Genomic DNA, 17,689 nt, shown 5'->3' on the forward strand with positions numbered 1-17,689 from the left:
GTCGGCGCATGCGTTTCGAGCCGGGCCAGTTGATCGTGCACCGCAACGTACGGCGTGGCCGGATCGGCTGGGTGCGTACGGCGCGGGTGGTCAGCGACGACCCGCGCGGCCTGCTGCTCTGGATCGACCGGGGCTCGGCGGTGGCCAACGAGGTCGCCGACAACGGCCGTGGGATGCGGGCCATGCCGTTCGCCGAGTGGACCCGCCGGTCCTACCGGCTGCTCCCCGGCCGGTGGGGCGGCCCGCCGGTGCTGAAGTTCCTGCCCTCCGGCGCGGCCCATTCGGTCTGGTGGTTCCGCGACGACGCCGGTGTCTTCGCCAACTGGTACGTCAACCTCGAGGAGTCCGGGGTCCGCTGGGACGACGGGCGGCTCGCCGGGATCGACATGGTCGACCAGGATCTCGACGTGGTCGTCCGCCCGGACCTGTCCTGGCAGTGGAAGGACGAGGAGGAGTTCGTCGAGCGGCTCGCGTTTCCGGACCACTACTGGGTGCGTGACGCCGAGGAGGTGCGGGCCGAGGGCAAGCGGGTGATCGCGCTCGCCGAGGCCGGGGCGTTCCCGTTCGACGGCACGTGGTGCGACTTCGTACCCGATCCGGGCTGGCACCCGCCGGCCGCCCTGCCGGACGGTTGGGACCGGCCGCCGGTCGAGCGGTGAGCCGCGGCGGCGGATTCCGGTCGCGGTTCGCGGTCCGGTGTGAGCACGCCGGGGTGGATCTGGCAGAATGGTTTGCTGGTATCCGGCACGCGTGCGGCGCCCTCTAACCCGGGCGCGTTGCCAGTCCATCCGAGCAGTCACCGGCCCAACCCCACTGTGCCGGTCGGCTCTCACCCGTGCACACCGCCCGTCCGGGCAGGTGCGACTCGCAACAGGAGCGAAACACGTGGCCGTAAAGATCCGGCTTCTGCGGATGGGCAAGATCCGCAACCCGCAGTACCGCATCGTCGTCGCCGACGCGCGCACCAAGCGTGACGGTCGTGCGATCGAGTACGTCGGGATCTACCACCCGAAGGAGCACCCTTCGGTGATCGAGGTCAAGTCCGACCGCGTCCAGCACTGGCTGTCCGTCGGCGCCCAGCCGAGCGAGGCCGTCCAGCGCCTGCTCGAGAAGACCGGTGACTGGCAGAAGTTCAAGGGCCTGCCCGCGCCGCCGCCGCTGCTGACCAAGGCGGAGAAGGCCGACCGCAAGGCCACCTACGAGGCCGAGGCCCAGGCCGCCGCCGGTGTCGCCCCGACCCCGGCGAAGTCCACCAAGAAGAAGGCCGACGAGCCGGCGAAGGCCGAGGAGCCGGCCGCCGCGGACTCCGGTGAGCAGGCCTGACGTGGCGTTGCGGCCCGCGCTCGAGCACCTGGTCAAGGGCATCGTCGACCACCCCGACGACGTACGGGTGCGGCTCGTCGACTCCCGGCGGGGCAAGCGCCTCGAGGTCCGTGTGCACCCGGAAGACCTGGGCACCGTGATCGGCCGGGGTGGGCGCACCGCGAAGGCCCTGCGTCAGGTGATCGGCTCGATCGGTGGGCGCGGCGTGCGCGTCGACATCGTCGACTCGTACTGATGCGCCTCATCGTCGGCCGGATCGGCCGGCCGCACGGCATCCGCGGTGAGGTCACCGTCGAGGTGCGGACCGATGAGCCCGAGACGCGTTTCGCCGCCGGGTCGGTGTTGGTCACCGATCCGGCGGCGTCGCCGGTCACCCCGGCGCCGTCCGCTCCCGGTCACCTCGTACGGGTTCCCGACCGGTTGACCGTCGAGTCGATCCGGTGGCACCAGGGCCGGCTGCTGGTCTGCTTCGAAGGGGTCGTCGACCGTGACGTCGCCGAGGTGCTGCGCGACACGATCCTGACGGTCGACAGCGCCGACGTGGCCGCGCCGACCGACCCGGACGAGTTCAACGACCACCAGCTCGTCGGGCTGACCGTGGTCGACCCGGCCGGCGAGACGCTGGGCGAGGTGGCCCGGATCGACCACGCGCCCGCCTCCGACCTGCTGGTCGTGCGCCGCCCCGACGGGCGTACGGCGCTGATCCCCTTCGTCAAGGCCATCGTGCCCGAGGTCGACCTGGCCGGTGGCCGGGTCGTGGTCGACCCTCCCGGCGGGCTGCTCGACCTGTGAGCCCCGGTCATTTCCGGAGGCAGTGATGCGTGTCGACATCATCTCGATCTTTCCCGAATACTTCAGCCCGCTCGACCTGTCGCTGATCGGCAAGGCGCGGGCCACCGGTCTGCTCGACCTGGCAGTGCACGACCTGCGCACCTGGACCCACGACGTGCACCGTACGGTCGACGACACGCCGTACGGCGGTGGCCCGGGCATGGTGATGCGGCCGGAGCCGTGGGGGGAGGCGCTCGACGCCGTCCTGCCGTCCGGCCCGCCGGCCCGGCTGGTGGTGCCGACGCCGGCGGGGGAGCCGTTGCGGCAGTCGCTCGCCCACGAGTTGGCCGCCGAGCCGCACCTGGTGTTCGGCTGCGGCCGCTACGAGGGCATCGACCAGCGGGTGCTCGACGACGCCGCCACCCGGGTCCGGGTGACCGAGGTGTCGCTGGGCGACTACGTGCTCTTCGGCGGCGAGGTGGCGGTTCTGGTGATCCTGGAGGCGGTGACCCGGCTGCTGCCCGGTGTGCTCGGCAACGCCGATTCGCTGGCCGAGGAGTCGCACGCGCACGGGCTGCTGGAGGGGCCGGTCTATACCAAGCCGCCGGTGTGGCGGGAGCGGGAGGTGCCGCAGATCCTGCGGTCGGGTGACCACGGGCGGATCGCCCGCTGGCGACGCGACGAGGCGTTGCTGCGTACCGCGCGGCGCCGGCCCGACATGCTGGCCGCGCTGGCCCCCGACGAACTGGACAAACGGGATGTCGCGGCGCTGACCGGGGCCGGGTTCCCGGCGCCGGCCGAGCGTATGGCAGAGTAGTGAGGTTGCCGTGGTCGGCCGCGCCGCGGTCGGCTACGAGGATCTCCGGGCCCGCCTCCTCCCCGCCAGCAATCCGGGGTGGACCGATGCCGGGGATCAGAATCACCCATCCGCGCACCGACGACCGGTGCGCCGTGATCTTCGAGGATGCAGCGATGAACACCCTGGACGCGTTGGACGCCCAGTCGCAGCGGACCGACATTCCGACTTTCCGGGCCGGTGACACCGTCAAGGTGCACGCCCGGGTCATCGAGGGCAACCGGTCCCGGGTCCAGATCTTCCAGGGCGTCGTGATCCGCCGCCAGGGATCGGGCCTGCGCGAGACCTTCACCGTACGCAAGATCAGCTTTGCGGTCGGGGTGGAGCGGACCTACCCGGTGAACAGCCCGGCCATCGACCGCGTCGAGGTGGTGACCCGGGGCGCCGTCCGCCGGGCCAAGCTCTACTACCTCCGCGAGCTGCGGGGCAAGAAGGCCAAGATCAAGGAGAAGCGGGAGAAGGTCACCGCTCCGGTCGCCTGACGGCGGGGCGAGACTTTCAGCCTTCTCACAGTGCCGTGATCGCTCGATACCTCTACGCTATGGAGAGTGACAGGCGAGACTGTGCTGCGCGGCGCTGACGAAACATCGAACGCCGCCAGTCAGTGAGTGGCGACGAACGCTACGTCCGCGGTGCGAGCCGCGGGAGCGGGACAGAATCGCTCTACCGCCCGTGGCGCCCTGACGGGGCCGCCGCGGGCGGTAGAGCTGTATATCGGGACCGGGGAGATTCGTAGCGTGGACGCGGAAGACGACCTGCGGGACGAGGTCGAGCCCTGGCGTCGCCGGGCCGACCGTCGACGCCAGCGCAAGCCCATGCCGCTCTGGCAGGAGTTGCCGCTCCTCCTCGTCGTCGCGTTCTGCCTCGCGGTGCTGATCCGCACCTTCCTGCTCCAGGCGTTCTACATCCCGTCCGGGTCGATGGAAGACACCCTCCTCGTCGGTGACCGGGTCCTGGTCAACAAGGTCGTCTACGACATGCGGGACCCCGTACGCGGCGAGGTGGTGGTGTTCCGGGGCACCGAGGCGTGGGCGCCGCAGCTGGAGGAGGAGCCGGCGGGCGGCTTTTTCGCCCAGCTCGGCCGTACGCTCGGCGACCTCGTCGGGGTGGGCCGCCCCGGCGAGAAGGACTTCATCAAGCGGGTCATCGGAGTGCCCGGCGACCGCGTTCAGTGCTGTGACGAGCAGGGCCGGCTCACCGTCAACGGCCACCCGCTCGACGAATCCAGCTACGTGTTGCGGAACTCGCCGCTCGAACTGCCGCCCAGCGCCGGCGACTGCGGGCCGCGGCGGTTCGAGGAGGTCGTCGTACCGCCGGGGCAGCTCTTCGTCATGGGCGACCACCGGCTCGTGTCGCAGGACGCCCGCTGTCAGGGGCCGGTGCCGATCGACAACGTGATCGGCCGCGCGTTCGCCGTGGTGTGGCCGTACTCGCAGTGGAGCAGCCTGTCGGTGCCGGAGACGTTCGAGACCGTGCCGCAGCCCATTGCCCTGGGGCCCGACGCGACACCCAGCAAGTCCGAGAATCCGGGAGGTATCGCCGTTGTTGTGCCTATTTTGGGTGGTTTCCTGTTCGCCGCGCGTTCCCGACTCCGGCCGCCGTCCCGTCGTCGTAGGCTCGTCCCGTGATTGACGAGCAGACCGACAAGCCCAAGAAGAACTCGTTCTGGCGCGAGCTGCCCATCCTGCTCGGCGTGGCGATCCTCGTCGCCGTCCTGGTACGGGCGTTCGTCATCCAGACCTTCTACATCCCGTCGCAGTCGATGGAACACACCCTCGACATCAACGACCGGGTGCTGGTCAACAAGCTCGTCTACAACTTCCGGTCGCCGGAACGGGGCGAGATCATCGTCTTCCGGGCACCCGGCGCGTGGCACGGGGGCGAGGAGGGCTCGGACTTCATCAAGCGGGTCATCGCCGTCGGCGGCGACCGGGTGGTCTGCTGCGACCCGCAGGACCGCTTGATGATCAACGGGCACTCGCTCGACGAGCCCTACATCTTCTCCGAGGGCGGCGTCTCCGACCCGGCGGCCAGCCAGGAGTTCGACGTCACCATCCCACCCGGACGGCTGTGGATGATGGGCGACCACCGGTCCGCCTCGGGCGACTCGCTGGAGCACTGGAACCGCTCGCAGGACATCGACAACGCGACGATCCCGGAGGACGCCGTCGTCGGGCGGGCGTTCGTGCTCTTCTGGCCCTTCGGCCGCGCCACCTGGCTGTCGATTCCCAGCACGTTCGACTCGGTGCCCGGCCCGCAGAGCTGACCGGCGCCGGCCCGCGCCGCGCCCCGGCCGGCGCGGGCCGTCCACCGGCCGCCCCGGCTCGGCGTCCCGAGCCGTACGGCCGGCACACCGGGGGTCCGGCCGGCCGCCGGAACCACCACCTAGGCTGGTGCGGTGCCTGACTTCATCCTCCGGCGGGCGGCCCGGGTGCTCCTCGTCGACCGGGCCGGACGGGTGCTGCTCTTCAACGGGTTCGATCCGGCCCGGCCCGACCACCGCTACTGGTTCACGCCGGGTGGCGGGCTGGAGCCGGCCGAGTCGCCGGCCGCCGGTGCGGTGCGCGAGCTGGCGGAGGAGACCGGGCTGCTGCTGACCCCGGCCGAACTCGGTGACCCGGTCCGGCACGAGGAGGTCGAGTTTCCGTTCGACGGCCGGTGGTATCGCCAGGAGCAGGACTTCTTCCTGGCCCGGGTCACGTCCTGGCAGGTCGACACGAGAGGGTTCGACGAGGTGGAACGGCACAGCATCGAGTCGCACCGGTGGTGGTCGGCCGACGAACTGGAACGGACCGCCGAGCGCTTCTATCCCGAGGATCTGCCGGGCCTGCTGCGCCAGTTGACCGCCGTACCGTGGGAGCCGGCGTGCTGACCCCGCCGCGCGCCGTGGTCCGCCGGGAGAGCGGCATCTACGCCCTGGAGCGCGTGCTGCAGCGCCGGGGTTTCCCGAACGTGGCCGGGGCGGACGAGGCCGGGCGCGGCGCCTGCGCGGGCCCGCTGGTCGCCGCCGCCGCGGTGCTGCCCGAGGGGCGGCGCGGCGAGATCGACGGGCTGACCGACTCGAAGCTGCTCACCCCGGCCAGCCGCGAGCGGATCTACACCGAGGTGGTCCGGCGGGCCCTGGCGTACGCGGTGGTGGTGATCCCGGCCGAGGAGGTCGACGCGCTGGGCCTGCACGTCTGCAACCTGGCCGCGATGCGCCGCGCCCTCGCCGCGCTGTCGACCCGGCCGGACTACGTGCTCACCGACGGGTTCGGGGTCGACGGGCTCGGCGTACCCGGCCTCGCGGTCTGGAAGGGCGACCAGGTGGCGGCGTGCGTGGCCGCCGCCAGCGTGCTCGCCAAGGTGACCCGGGACCGGATCATGGTCGAACTCGACGCCCGCTACCCCGGCTACGGGTTCGCCGAACACAAGGGCTACGTCACCGCCGACCACAACGAGGCGTTGCGACGGCAGGGGCCCTGTGCCGAACACCGTTTCTCGTACGTCAACGTCGCCACCGCGTCGGGGCGTGCCGGCAGCCCGCCACGGGCCCGTCGGCCGGAAGGGCTCGGTCGACCGGGCGGCGGGGTCGGCGGCACGGGTGGGGCCGACGGCTTGGACGAAGCTGACGCGGCGGGTGGCGCGGCCGGTTCGGGCGCGGGTGGGCCGGCCGGTTCGGGCGCGGGTGGCGCGGCGGGTTCGGGCGCGGCTCCGGCCGCCCGCGATGGAGGCGAGCCGATGGAGCGCACCGGCCTCGCAGGGAGTACCGTCGGCGTGGCGTTCGGGGAGCACCCTCGGCTGCCGGCGCCGGTGGGGGAAGATGTGGCAATGGAAGGCGGAGTGCGATGAGCGCGGAAGATCTCGAGAAGTACGAAACCGAGATGGAGCTGCAGCTCTACCGGGAGTACCGCGACATCGTCCGTCAGTTCTCCTACGTGGTCGAGACCGAGCGACGCTTCTATCTCGCCAACCAGGTGGACCTGCACGTGCGCAACTCGGAGGGCGAGGTGTACTTCGAGGTCGAGATGCACGACGCCTGGGTGTGGGACATGTACCGCCCTGCGCGGTTCGTCAAGAATGTCCGAGTGATGACTTTCAAGGATGTCAATGTGGAAGAGTTGGAGAAGCCTGATATCTCCCTTCCCGCAGACTCCGGATTCGGTAGCTGACTCCTCGTAACACTGCCATCACTGTCCGGATGGCGCAACGCCCGTCCCACGTTCCGGCACCCTCCACAGTGTACGGATCGGGCGCCGGCGATCCACAGTGGACCCGTCGCTGGTTGCCTGTCGCCGTCCCCCTCCGTGCGGCGTTGCCCCCGCCGTAGCAGATCCACCCGCCGGGCGGCGGTTGTCCACAGTCCGCCCGCCGTCCACAGGGCGTAGCCGGCGTCGTTGCGCCCGCCCCGGCCGCCGGCCAGGCTGCTCAACCATGACCCGGTACGTCTCCCGGCCGCCCCTCTTCCCGTCCCCGTCCCGCGTCGGCCGGCCGCCGGCGGGGTGCGTACCGCCAGCCTCGCGGCGGATGCCCGCATGGCGGCTGCTCCTGGTCGCCGGGCTCGCGGTCGTGATGGGTGTCGCGACACCGGTGCGGCCCGGTGCGGCCGGCCCGCCGGACACCCCGCAGCCGGCCGTGCAGCGGCCCGCCGGGGCCTTCCGCTGGCCACTCGACGGCACCCCACGGCCCGTACGACGCTTCGACCCGCCGCCCCGCCCGTGGCTGCCCGGCCACCGGGGCGTCGACCTGGCCGCCACGACCGGTGTCCCCGTGCTCGCCGCCGGCGCCGGCACGGTGTTCTTCGCCGGCCGGATCGCCGGGCGGGGCGTGGTCAGCGTGGTGCACGGCAACGGCCTGCGCACGACGTACGAACCGGTGCTGCCCGCCGTCACGGAAGGCGCGGCGGTCCGGGCCGGCGACCCGATCGGGACCCTGGAGGCCGGACACCCGGGCTGCCCGGTCGAGGCGTGCCTGCACTGGGGCCTGCGCCGCGGTGACGAATACCTCGACCCGCTGGCCCTGCTCGGCCTCGGCCGGGTCCGGCTGCTGCCGCAGCACCTGGCCGGGCCGTCGACGGTCGGCGGGGCCGCCGGCGGCCGTCGGGGGCGTCGACGGTCAGCGGGCCGGTCGGCGGGCCGGCGGGCCGGTGAGGGGTCGCTCGGGCGGGTGGGGGCGGTCAGCGGCCGGCGAGGAAGGCGGGCAGTTGCCGGGCCAGCCGGTCGAACTCCTCGGCGCGGTTGTAGACCTGCGCGCTCAGCCGGAGCAGTCCCTGCCCGCGCCAGGCGTTGATCGCCACCTCGACGGCCAGTTCGTCCGCGATCCGCTGGCGCAGGGTGTGCGCCTCCCGATGGTCGGTGACCAGGCCGGTCGGCAACGGCACGAGCCGCATCGCGACGGAGTCACCGCCGGGCCGGGGCAGCTCGTCGGCCGGGATTCCCAGCGCGGCACCGACCACCCGCTGCCCGTACGCGGCCAGTGCCGCGTTGTGCGCGCGTACCGCCTCGACGCCGAGGGTGCGCAGTGTGAAGAGCCCGGTCGGGGCGGCCAGCCACGGCGAATAGTCGAGGGTCCCCTGAAACTCGACCGACCCCGGGAAGCCGGTGGGCTGTTCCCACGAAACGACCAGCGGCTCGATCTGTTCCCGCCACTTCGCCGCCACCACCAGCACGGCGGTGCCGCGTGGCGCGTACGCCCACTTGTGGAAGTTGCCGACCCAGAAGTCCGCCCCGATCGCGTCGACCGCGACCGGCAGGTGACCCGGCACGTGGGCGCCGTCGACCAGCACCGCGACGTCGTGCGCCCGGGCCACGGCGGTGATCGCCGCGACCGGCAGCAGGCGGGCGGTCGGCGAGGTGATGTGGTCCACGATCAGCAGCCTGGTCCGGCCGGGGCGCAGCGCGGCGCGTACCGCGGCCACGATCTCCTGGTCGTTGGCCCGCAGCGGCACGGGCACGGACCGGGCCACCGCCCCGGTGCGGCGGCATTCCCGTTCGACGGCGAGCGACACCGCGCCGTATCCGTGGTCGGTGTGCAGGATCTCGTCGCCGGGGCGCAGCCGCATCGACCCGAGCACGATCGCGGCGCCGGTGGTGGCGTTGCCGACCAGGGCGGTGCCGTCCGGGTCGGCGCCGAGGAAACCGGCCAGGTGCCGACGGGTGTGCGTGATCCGCTCGACCAGGCCGGACTGGAAGAACCGCATCGGGTTGACGTCGACCTCGTCACGGATGCGCTGCTGGGCGCGTTGCACCCCGATCGGCACCGCGCCGAACGAACCGTGGTTGAGATACGCGACGGCCGGGTCGAGTGCGAACAACAGCCGGGCGCCGGTGATCGGTTCGGGTGGTCGCGGTCCGTCAGCGGTCACGGCGCGATCGTAGCTTCTGGCGATCAACGGCCTCCAGATCTCGCCAGCGGCGTGCTCGGCAACCCGGGGGCGGGCTCGGAGCGGTTGGCGCCCACGGTGCGAAGACGGCGCGTTCGGTGTCCGCCGGTGTGGGCCGTGGTCCGGTGCGTGGGTGGACCTGGAGTGCGGCCGGCGTGATGTGCCGCCGGCTGGGGTTCGGTGTGCCTGCTGGGCCCCGGTGCCCCGGCTGAGCCCCCGGTGTGCCGCCGGCCCGGCTCGGCGATCGAGAACGAGGCTAGGCGCGCGGATGGGCCTGCCGGTAGGCGGCGCGCAGCCGCTCCACTGACACATGGGTGTAGATCTGGGTGCTCGAGAGCGACGAGTGACCGAGCAACTCCTGCACCGCCCGCAGGTCGGCACCGCCCTCCAGCAGGTGGGTCGCCGCGGAATGGCGCAACCCGTGCGGGCTGGTGTGCGGCAGGCCGGCGGCCCAGGCGTAGCCGCCGACCACCCGGCGGGCGATCGTCGGTTGCAGCCGCCCGCCCCGGGCACCGAGCAGCAGGGCGTTCCCGCTGTCCGGGGTCGCCAGGTCGGGCCGGCCGAGCCGGAGCCAGTCGTCGACCGCCTCCTCGGCCGGCAGGCCGTACGGCACCGCGCGCTCCTTGTCACCCTTGCCGATGACCCGTACGACCCGCCGGCCCCGGTCGACGTCGGCGATGTCGAGCCCGCAAAGTTCGCTGACCCGGATTCCGGTCGCGTACAGCAACTCCAGCAGCGCCCGGTCGCGCAGCGGCACCGGCGCGGCCTCGTCGCCGGGGGCCTGCACCAGCGTGGCGGCCTGGTCGGCGCGCAGGACGGTCGGCAGTTCGCGCCGCCCCTTCGGGCTGGCCAGTTGGGCGCCGACGTCGGTGGCGAGCAGCCCGCCGCGGTGGGCCCAGGCGCTGAACGTGCGCCCGGCCGCCGCCCGGCGTGCCAGCGAACTGCGGGCCGCGCCCAGCGTGCGCAGCTTGGCCAGCCAGCTACGCAGCACGGCGATGTCGAGTTCTCCCGGTGCCGTGCAGCCCATCGCGCTGGCGTGGTCGAGCAGTGAGACCACGTCGGCGACGTACGCCCGTACGGTGTGCGCCGACCGGTTGTCGACCCGGGACAGGTGGCGGGCGAAGTCGTCGACCGCGTCCCGCATCGCCGGCGGCAGCTCTTCGTGGGTGACCTGCGTGCTTCGGCTCATCACCGTGACGGTGGCCGGTGCCGGGCACCGCGTCAAGCGGCCACGCCCCGGACCCGGGGCACGCCGACGGGGCACCGGGTCGGGGATCGCCGCTCGCCGCACGGGTCACGCCGGTCGGCCGCCGGGTGCGGGTCATTCCGGTCGATCAGCGGGTGCGGGTCGTGCCGGTCGGTCGCCGGGCGGGCCCGACCCGCGGGACTTCGGGGTCAGCGCGTAGCCGTCGTCGTGACGTACGACGAAACCGAGCTGTTCGAGCAGCGCGACCTTGCGCATCGCGGTCCGTACGTCGACTCCGGCCCGGGCGGCCAGCGGGTCGAGCCCGATCGGACCGCGCCGGGGCATCGCCTCCAGCAGCTGCGCGGCCTGGTCGTCGAGCCGGTCACGGGGCTGCTCGGGGGCGCGAACGGGCGGGGCCAGGTCCGCGCCGATCCGTCCGACCTCCTCGAGCACGTGCGGCACACCGGTGACCAGGCGGGCGTCGGGGTGGTCGCGCAGCAGTTCGTGGCAGCCGACGGACATCGCCGAGGTGACCGGTCCGGGCACGACCATCGCCCGACGACCGATGCCCAGCGCCCGGCGCATCGTCTGGGTGGCACCGCTGCGGGCCGCCGCCTCGACCAGCACCGTGCCGGCGGTGCCGGCCGCGATGACCCGGTTGCGGATCAGGAAGCGGTGCCGCAGCGGCTCCTGGCCGGGCAGCCACTCGCTGACCAGCAGCCCGGTGTCGGCGATGCGGTCGAAGAGCGCGGTGTTGCCCGCCGGATAGGGCCGGTCGAGCCCGCAGGCCAGCACCGCCACCGTCGTACCGTCGGCGTTCAGGGCGGCCCGGTGCGCCGCCGCGTCGATGCCGAACGCACCGCCCGACACCACGGTCCAACCGCGCTCGGCGAGACCGAAGCCGAGTTCCCCGGCGACGTGCAGGCCGTAGGGGCTGGCCGCCCGGGCACCCACGACGGCGACCGCGCGGTCGAGCGCGCCGGCGAGGTCGAGATGGCCGCGTACCCAGAGACACAGGGGCGGCGCGGTCTCCCGGTCGACCCTGCGTTCGGCGTCGAGGGCCAGCCGGGTGAGATCGCCGACCGGCCCCGGCCACTCGTCGTCGCCGGGCACCACGATCCGGGCGCCCAGCCGTCCGGCCCGTTCGGCCGCGGCCTCGGCCACCGCCCATGGATCGCCGCTGGCGAGCCGGGCCCCGACCGCCGTACGCAGCCCGGGGTCGGGCACATCGCCGTCGACCATCCGCTGTAGCGCGCGTACCGGGCCGTCGGTGGCCACCATCCGGTAGGCCGCCCAGTTGCCCGGCTCGGCGAGCCAGTTCACCGCGACCCGGGCCAGCCGGGTCCGGTCGATGCCACCCATCGTGCACTCCCTTCGAAGGCGGCCGGCGGGGCCGGCCATGGTGGGTACCAGGTGCCAATCAGGCCGACCGGCCCGAGCGGAGCTGGCTCGCCTCGGCAACGTCGTCGGCACCGGGGCGGTCCCGCCCGTCGAGGTCGGCGATCGTCCAGGCCATCCGGATCACCCGGTCGTAGCCGCGGGCGGACAGCGCCCCGGTGTCCAGCGACCGGCGCAACTGCTCGGTGTCGCGGGCCGGCAGCCGCCAGCGGGTGCGTCGCAGGTGCGGGCCGGGTACGTCGGCGTTGACCCGCCAGCCCGTGCCGGCCCACCGCTGCGCGGCCGCCGAACGGGCGGCCCGGACCCGCTCGGCGACCACCGCCGACGGCTCGGCCGGGGTCGCGGCGGCGACCAGGTCGGCGGCCCGCAGCGGCACGAGCGGCACCTGTACGTCGATCCGGTCCAGCAGCGGCCCGGACAGCCGCCCGATGTAGCGGCGCCGGGCCAGCGGGGTGCACTCGCACGCCAGGTCGCCGGACGGCTTGGCGCACGGGCACGGATTCGAGGCCAGGACGAGCTGGAAGCTGGCCGGGTATTCGGTCGCGCCACGGCTGCGGGTGATCAGCACCCGGCCGCTCTCCAGCGGCTGCCGAAGCGCCTCCAGGGCCCGGACGTTGAATTCGGCGGCCTCGTCGAGGAAGAGGACGCCCCGGTGGGCCAGCGACACCGCGCCGGGGCGGGCGAGGCCGCTGCCGCCTCCGACCAGCGACGGGACCGTCGCGGTGTGGTGCGGCGCCTGCAACGGCGGCCGGCGCAGCAGCCGGCCGCCCGGCGGGAGCAGGCCGGCGATCGAGTGCAGGGCGCTGACCTCGAGCGCCGCCTCGTCGTCGAGCGGCGGCAGGATCGACGGCAGACGCTCGGCCAGCATGGTCTTGCCGGCGCCGGGCGGCCCGATCAACGCGACGTGGTGCCCGCCGGCCGCCGCGATCTCCAGCCCACGCCGGCCGAGCCCCTGCCCGGCGACCTCGGCGAGGTCGGGCCCGGCCGGCGGGGACACCGGATCCGGCTCGGGCGGCTCGAGCAGCCGGCCGCCGTCGCGGACGAACGCCACCAGCCGGTGCAGCGAGTCGACGCCCTTGACCCGTACGCCGGGCACGACGGCCGCCTCGGCGGCGTTCGCCAGCGGCACGACCACCCGGGTTATTCCGGCCCGTACGGCGGCGACGACCATCGGCAACACCCCGCGCACCGGGCGTACGGCCCCGTCGAGCCCGAGTTCGCCGAGGATCGCCACCCCGTCCAGCGGGGCCAGCGGCAACTCTCCGGAGCCGCCGAGCAGTGCGCAGGCGATGGCGACGTCGAACCCCGAACCGTGTTTGGGCAGGGTGGCCGGCAGCAGGTTGACGGTGATCCGCCGGTTCGGCCAGCTCTGGCCGGAGTTCACGATCGCCGCGCGGACCCGGTCCCGGGCCTCGTTGAGCGCGGTGTCGGGCAGGCCGGACAGTGCGACCGTCGGCAGGCCGGCGGCCAGGTCGGCCTCGACCTCGACCAGATGGCCGGTGACCCCGAGCAGGCCGACCGAGAGCACCCGGGCGTAGCTCATCGCCGCCACCCGCCCGCCGCGCCGCCGACGGGCCACGGACCGCCCGCCGCCCCGCTGCCGGCGGCCGTGTCGTCCGTCGCCACGCCGCCGGCCGGCCTGGTGACCGACGGCCGGCCCGACGGAGGTTCCCGGCGAGGACCCGGCATCAGAACGCCGCCCGCACATGTTCCACCGTGGCCGGACCGCGCCCGGTGGTGTGCACCGCGACGACGTCGAAGCGGACCTCGCGCGGGTGTGTGGCGGCGCCGGCGAGCCAGGTGGCGGCGAGCCGGCGCAGGCGCCGTGCCTTTGCCGGCACCACCGCCGCGGCCGGTGGCCCGTACGTGGTGCTCCGCCTGGTCTTCACCTCGCAGAACACCAGGGTCTCGCCGTCCCAGGCGATGATGTCGACCTCGCCGTGGACGCACCGCCAGTTGCGAGCCACCACCCGCAGCCCCGCCGCGACCAGGTGCTGCACCGCACGGCGTTCGCCGTAGGCGCCGACCGCCCGTCTCACCAACGTCATGCCACGAGGCTGGCCGTCCGGGCCGCTCAGGGGTAGGGCGGCCGGCCCGCCTGTGGACGGCGGGCATCCCTGTGGACAGCCGGACGATCAAGTGGTCGCCGTGCTATGGCGTACCGCTCCGGCCGTGCGGGCCGGTCCGGGGCAGGATCTCGACGGCGCCGCCGGTCGGCTCATCCTGCGACGCGGCGGCCCGGCGCCCGCGACACGTGACAGGCGGCGGGGCCGGTACGGGCGACCGGTTGGCGATGATTGCCAGGGTCGAATACGGTGCGGGACCGTGGACGGTCAACGTAACTACCCCGATGAGCAGGAACCCCGCTGGTACGCCGGTGAACGCGGCTACTCCGAGTCCGGCTGGCGTGGCCGGGCGGACGAGCGCTACCCCGACGACGGCTACCGGGTGCCCGAGCAGCGCTCCGGCGAGGTCGAGGAGAACCGCTACGCCGCGCTGGCCGACCCCGGGCCGCGTCATGCCGGACCGGGCGGCTACTCCGACGGTGACCGCTACACCGACAGCGACCGCTATGCGGGCGGTGACCGATACGCCGACGACGACCGGTTCGGGGCCGACCGGCACCGGGAGCCGGAGTCCCGGCACGCCGAAGAGCTCCGCACGCAGCTCGACATCGAGGTGCGCGACGACCAGGCGCGTGCCGGCTACGGAAGCGGCGAGGCGGCCCGGGGTGCCCTCGGCTCGATCCGGCTGCCGCTGGAGCCTCCGTCGCGCGGCACCGGTGGCGGCGCAGACCTGCTGGACAGCGGGCGCGGCGAGCCGCTCGACACCCGGCGTGGCGGTCCCGAACGGACCGGGCTGGTGGAGATCGGACGCCGGCCGACCGAGCCGGGACGGCCGGTGTCACCGGCGGGGCCGCCGGCCCCGGAGCCGGCCCGCTCCGTGATCGACGTACCGGTCTCGCCGGTCGAGCCGGGGCCGATGGCCGAGCCGCCGCGCGCCGCCGAACCGCAGCACCGGCCGGAGATGCACCACCACACCACCGAGGCGTTGCGGGCCCCCTCCGACGCACACCGCATTCCGGACGCTCCCCGTGTTCCGGACGCCGGCCGGACGATCGACGCGAACCGGGACGGCGATGCGCACCGGCCGCTGGAGCTGCCGACCGGGCCGATGCCGGCCGTCACGATGCACCAGGCCGAGGCGCCGCCCGGTGACGGGCCGCGATACCCGAGCGACCCGTTCGACCGCGCCGCGCCGCGCCGCCCCGGCGGCGGCACCGCGCCGGTCGGCGACGGCGTGTACCGAACCCGCCGCCCCGGCCTGGCGGTCGCGTACGCCCTGCTCGTCCTGATGTTCGAGGTGCCCGCCCTGGTGCTGCTCGCCAGCGCGCTGCTCGCCGACCCGATCTCGTTCGGCGGGGTGGTCGCGGGCGTGATGCTGGTCCTCGGGCTGCCGGTCTTCGGCGCCGGCCTCTACGCCCTGGCGACCGGCGCGGCCGGGCTCGCCGAGCCGGGTCGCGCCTGGCTACGGCCACCGACCGCCTACCTCACGGTCGGCCTGGTGCTCTTCGTCGCGGCGGCGCTCGCGGCCGGCTGACCCCGGCCGGGGCCGGCCGGGCGCGGGCGTCCGGCCGGCCACCAGCCGGGTCGGTCCGGCGCCGGTCACCGGCGGGTACGGGTCGGGGCCGGAGCGGCCACGTCAGGGCGTACACTTATCGACTGGCGACCGCCATGCGGTCGACCTCGCGCGCCCTCCCTGCGGTCATCCGTGGGGCGACGGCCCCCTGGTCCCGACTCCGTTCGGGTCCGCCATGGCCGACGACCAGGTGCCAGGATGCCCGGCCGGCCGGCCGGGCGTGACAACCAGGGACCACAGAAGGAGCACCCCACCATGGCCGTAGTGACCATGCGTCAGCTGCTGGAGAGCGGCGTCCACTTCGGGCACCAGACCCGGCGCTGGAACCCGAAGATGAAGCGCTTCATCTTCACCGAGCGTAACGGCATCTACATCATCGACCTGCGCCAGACTCTCGACTACATCGAGAAGGCGTACGAGTTCGTGCGTGGCACCGTCGCCGAGGGCGGCAGCATCCTTTTCGTCGGCACCAAGAAGCAGGCGCAGGAGGCCATCGCCGAGCAGGCGACCCGGGTGGGCCAGCCCTACGTCAACCACCGCTGGCTGGGCGGCATGCTGACCAACTTCCAGACGGTCTACAAGCGGCTCCAGCGGATGAAGGAGCTGGAGGCGATCGGCGACCTCAGCGGCACCGCGCAGGGCTACACCAAGAAGGAGACGCTCCAGCTCTCCCGCGAGAAGATCAAGCTCACCCGCACCCTGGGTGGTCTGCGTGACATGCAGAAGGTGCCGGCCGCGATCTGGGTCGTCGACACCAAGAAGGAGCACATCGCCGTCGACGAGGCCCGCAAGCTGGGCATCCCGGTGATCGCCGTGCTCGACACGAACTGTGACCCCGACGAGGTCGATTTCCCGATTCCGGGCAACGACGACGCGATCCGCTCCGCCGAACTGCTCACCAAGGTCATCGCCGCGGCGGTCGCCGACGGCCTGATCGCCCGCTCCGGCCGGCAGCGCGGCACCGACGAGAAGCCCGAGCCGGGTGTGGTCGCGGCCGACGAGCCGCTGGCCGAGTGGGAGCGCGAGCTGCTGGAGACGCCGGAGAAGAAGGCCGACGAAGAGCAGAAGGCTGCCGAGCCCGCGGCGGCTGCCGAGCCCGCGGCGGCTGCCGAGCCCGCGGCGGCTGTCGAGCCCGCGACGGCTGCCGCCGAGTGACCTCACCGTCGGGCCGGGCCGGCCGCGAACCCGTGGCCGGCCCGCCCGATCGGGTACGAGGGCACGGTGCGCCCCGGATTGGGTAATCCCCAACTGACCACCCCACCCACAGCCTCAAACATCGAAGAGAGAGTCATGTCCAACTTCACCGCCGCGGACGTCAAGAAGCTCCGCGACCTCACCGGCGCCGGCATGATGGACTGCAAGAAGGCGCTCACGGAGACCGAGGGCGAGTTCGACAAGGCTGTCGAGCTCCTGCGGATCAAGGGCGCCAAGGACGTCGACAAGCGCGCGGGTCGCACCGCCGCGAACGGCCTCGTGGCCCACTCCGGCAAGGCGCTGCTCGAGCTCAACTGCGAGACCGACTTCGTCGCCAAGAACGCCGACTTCATCGCGCTGGCCCAGCAGTTGGTCGAGCACGGCGAGCAGGCCGGCGTCGCCGACGCCGAGGCGCTGCTGGCGTCGACGCTGCCGGACGGCCGTACCGTCGCCGACACCGTGCTCGAGCAGTCGGCCAAGATCGGCGAGAAGCTCGTGCTGAACCGCTTCGCCAAGGTCGACGGCACGGTCGCCGTCTACCTGCACCGCAAGGCGCAGGACCTGCCGCCGCAGGTCGGCGTGCTGGTCGAATACGCCGGCAAGGCCGACGAGGCGGGCGACGCCGACGCCCGTGCCGTGGCGATGCAGATCGCCGCGATGCGGCCGAAGTTCCTCACCCGTGACGAGGTGCCGGCCGAGACGGTCGAGTCCGAGCGGCGCATCGCCGAGCAGAGCGCCCGCGAGGAGGGCAAGCCCGAGGCTGCCATCTCCAAGATCATCGAGGGTCGCGTCAACGCCTTCTTCAAGGACTTCGTCCTGCTGGAGCAGGCGTCGGTCACCGACAACAAGAAGTCGGTCAAGCAGGTCATCGGCGAGGCCGGCATCGACGTGACGCGGTTCGTCCGGTTCGAGGTCGGCCAGGCCTGACCGAGCCCGACCGTGCGGTTCTCCCGCCCCTGAC

19 protein-coding genes and 1 pseudogene are annotated in these 17,689 nt (G+C 73.4%); 15 read left to right on the top strand and 5 right to left on the bottom strand.

What is annotated here, in order from left to right; genetic code table 11:
• The first annotated feature begins 8 nt into the window (after positions 1-8).
• The 12 genes and pseudogenes from AB0I42_RS09460 to AB0I42_RS09515 all read left to right on the top strand — a co-directional run.
• Positions 9-659, top strand: coding sequence for a DUF402 domain-containing protein (locus AB0I42_RS09460; protein ID WP_357535741.1), 651 nt, complete (start codon positions 9-11; stop codon positions 657-659).
• A 226-nt stretch (positions 660-885) separates the two neighbouring features.
• Positions 886-1,323, top strand: coding sequence for a 30S ribosomal protein S16 (gene rpsP / locus AB0I42_RS09465; RefSeq protein WP_357535743.1), 438 nt, complete (start codon positions 886-888; stop codon positions 1,321-1,323).
• 1 nt (position 1,324) lies between these two features.
• Positions 1,325-1,558, top strand: a complete 234-nt coding sequence (locus AB0I42_RS09470) for an RNA-binding protein (protein WP_212828255.1) — start codon at positions 1,325-1,327, stop codon at positions 1,556-1,558.
• Positions 1,558-2,115 (top strand): ribosome maturation factor RimM, encoded by a 558-nt coding sequence (gene rimM / locus AB0I42_RS09475; protein ID WP_357535745.1) that lies wholly within the window; start codon positions 1,558-1,560, stop codon positions 2,113-2,115. The genes AB0I42_RS09470 and rimM overlap by 1 nt, the downstream gene beginning before the upstream one ends.
• Before the next feature lie 25 nt (positions 2,116-2,140).
• On the top strand, positions 2,141-2,911 hold the full coding sequence (gene trmD / locus AB0I42_RS09480; RefSeq protein WP_357535747.1) for a tRNA (guanosine(37)-N1)-methyltransferase TrmD: 771 nt from the start codon (positions 2,141-2,143) through the stop codon (positions 2,909-2,911).
• A 155-nt stretch (positions 2,912-3,066) separates the two neighbouring features.
• Positions 3,067-3,432 (top strand): 50S ribosomal protein L19, encoded by a 366-nt coding sequence (gene rplS, locus AB0I42_RS09485; RefSeq protein ID WP_357536048.1) that lies wholly within the window; start codon positions 3,067-3,069, stop codon positions 3,430-3,432.
• A 255-nt stretch (positions 3,433-3,687) separates the two neighbouring features.
• Positions 3,688-4,578, top strand: a complete 891-nt coding sequence (gene lepB, locus AB0I42_RS09490) for a signal peptidase I (RefSeq protein WP_357535749.1) — start codon at positions 3,688-3,690, stop codon at positions 4,576-4,578.
• Positions 4,575-5,216 carry a signal peptidase I gene (gene lepB / locus AB0I42_RS09495; protein ID WP_357535751.1) on the top strand — a complete coding sequence of 214 codons (642 nt, stop codon included), beginning with the start codon at positions 4,575-4,577 and terminating at the stop codon, positions 5,214-5,216. Before lepB (AB0I42_RS09490) ends, lepB (AB0I42_RS09495) begins: the two co-directional genes overlap by 4 nt.
• A 132-nt stretch (positions 5,217-5,348) precedes the next feature.
• A complete protein-coding gene (locus AB0I42_RS09500; protein ID WP_357535752.1) occupies positions 5,349-5,822 on the top strand; it encodes an NUDIX domain-containing protein in 474 nt (157 codons plus the stop codon).
• Positions 5,816-6,781, top strand: coding sequence for a ribonuclease HII (locus tag AB0I42_RS09505; protein ID WP_357535754.1), 966 nt, complete (start codon positions 5,816-5,818; stop codon positions 6,779-6,781). The genes AB0I42_RS09500 and AB0I42_RS09505 overlap by 7 nt, the downstream gene beginning before the upstream one ends.
• On the top strand, positions 6,778-7,101 hold the full coding sequence (locus tag AB0I42_RS09510; RefSeq protein ID WP_212816376.1) for a DUF2469 domain-containing protein: 324 nt from the start codon (positions 6,778-6,780) through the stop codon (positions 7,099-7,101). The genes AB0I42_RS09505 and AB0I42_RS09510 overlap by 4 nt, the downstream gene beginning before the upstream one ends.
• Positions 7,102-7,585: 484 nt before the next feature.
• Positions 7,586-7,981 (top strand): annotated as a pseudogene (locus AB0I42_RS09515) (M23 family metallopeptidase); the annotation flags it as partial.
• Positions 7,982-8,105: 124 nt separating this feature from the next.
• On the opposite strand, the gene AB0I42_RS09520 reads toward AB0I42_RS09515, so the two are convergent.
• The 5 genes from AB0I42_RS09520 to AB0I42_RS09540 form a co-directional block, all read right to left on the bottom strand.
• Positions 8,106-9,293 carry an aminotransferase class V-fold PLP-dependent enzyme gene (locus AB0I42_RS09520; RefSeq protein ID WP_357535756.1) on the bottom strand — a complete coding sequence of 396 codons (1,188 nt, stop codon included), beginning with the start codon at positions 9,291-9,293 and terminating at the stop codon, positions 8,106-8,108.
• A 274-nt stretch (positions 9,294-9,567) separates the two neighbouring features.
• Positions 9,568-10,500, bottom strand: a complete 933-nt coding sequence (locus AB0I42_RS09525; protein WP_357535758.1) for a tyrosine recombinase XerC — start codon at positions 10,498-10,500, stop codon at positions 9,568-9,570.
• A 132-nt stretch (positions 10,501-10,632) separates the two neighbouring features.
• Positions 10,633-11,859: a DNA-processing protein DprA gene (locus AB0I42_RS09530; RefSeq protein ID WP_357535760.1), complete on the bottom strand. Its 1,227-nt coding sequence runs from the start codon at positions 11,857-11,859 to the stop codon at positions 10,633-10,635.
• Positions 11,860-11,917: 58 nt separating this feature from the next.
• Positions 11,918-13,438 carry a YifB family Mg chelatase-like AAA ATPase gene (locus AB0I42_RS09535; RefSeq protein WP_357535762.1) on the bottom strand — a complete coding sequence of 507 codons (1,521 nt, stop codon included), beginning with the start codon at positions 13,436-13,438 and terminating at the stop codon, positions 11,918-11,920.
• A 145-nt stretch (positions 13,439-13,583) separates the two neighbouring features.
• Positions 13,584-13,943, bottom strand: coding sequence for a YraN family protein (locus AB0I42_RS09540; protein WP_357535763.1), 360 nt, complete (start codon positions 13,941-13,943; stop codon positions 13,584-13,586).
• Positions 13,944-14,220: 277 nt separating this feature from the next.
• Here AB0I42_RS09540 and AB0I42_RS09545 point away from each other — a divergent pair, with 277 nt between their 5' ends.
• The 3 genes from AB0I42_RS09545 to tsf all read left to right on the top strand — a co-directional run bounded on the left by AB0I42_RS09545 (position 14,221) and on the right by tsf (position 17,655).
• Positions 14,221-15,495, top strand: coding sequence for a hypothetical protein (locus AB0I42_RS09545; RefSeq protein WP_357535765.1), 1,275 nt, complete (start codon positions 14,221-14,223; stop codon positions 15,493-15,495).
• Between the two features lie 294 nt (positions 15,496-15,789).
• Positions 15,790-16,689, top strand: coding sequence for a 30S ribosomal protein S2 (rpsB, locus tag AB0I42_RS09550; protein ID WP_357535767.1), 900 nt, complete (start codon positions 15,790-15,792; stop codon positions 16,687-16,689).
• 135 nt (positions 16,690-16,824) lie between these two features.
• Positions 16,825-17,655, top strand: coding sequence for a translation elongation factor Ts (tsf, locus tag AB0I42_RS09555; protein ID WP_357535769.1), 831 nt, complete (start codon positions 16,825-16,827; stop codon positions 17,653-17,655).
• Positions 17,656-17,689 lie beyond the last annotated feature (34 nt).

It is taken from the genome of Polymorphospora sp. NPDC050346 (genome assembly GCF_040655695.1).
GTDB lineage: Bacteria > Actinomycetota > Actinomycetes > Mycobacteriales > Micromonosporaceae > Polymorphospora > Polymorphospora lycopeni.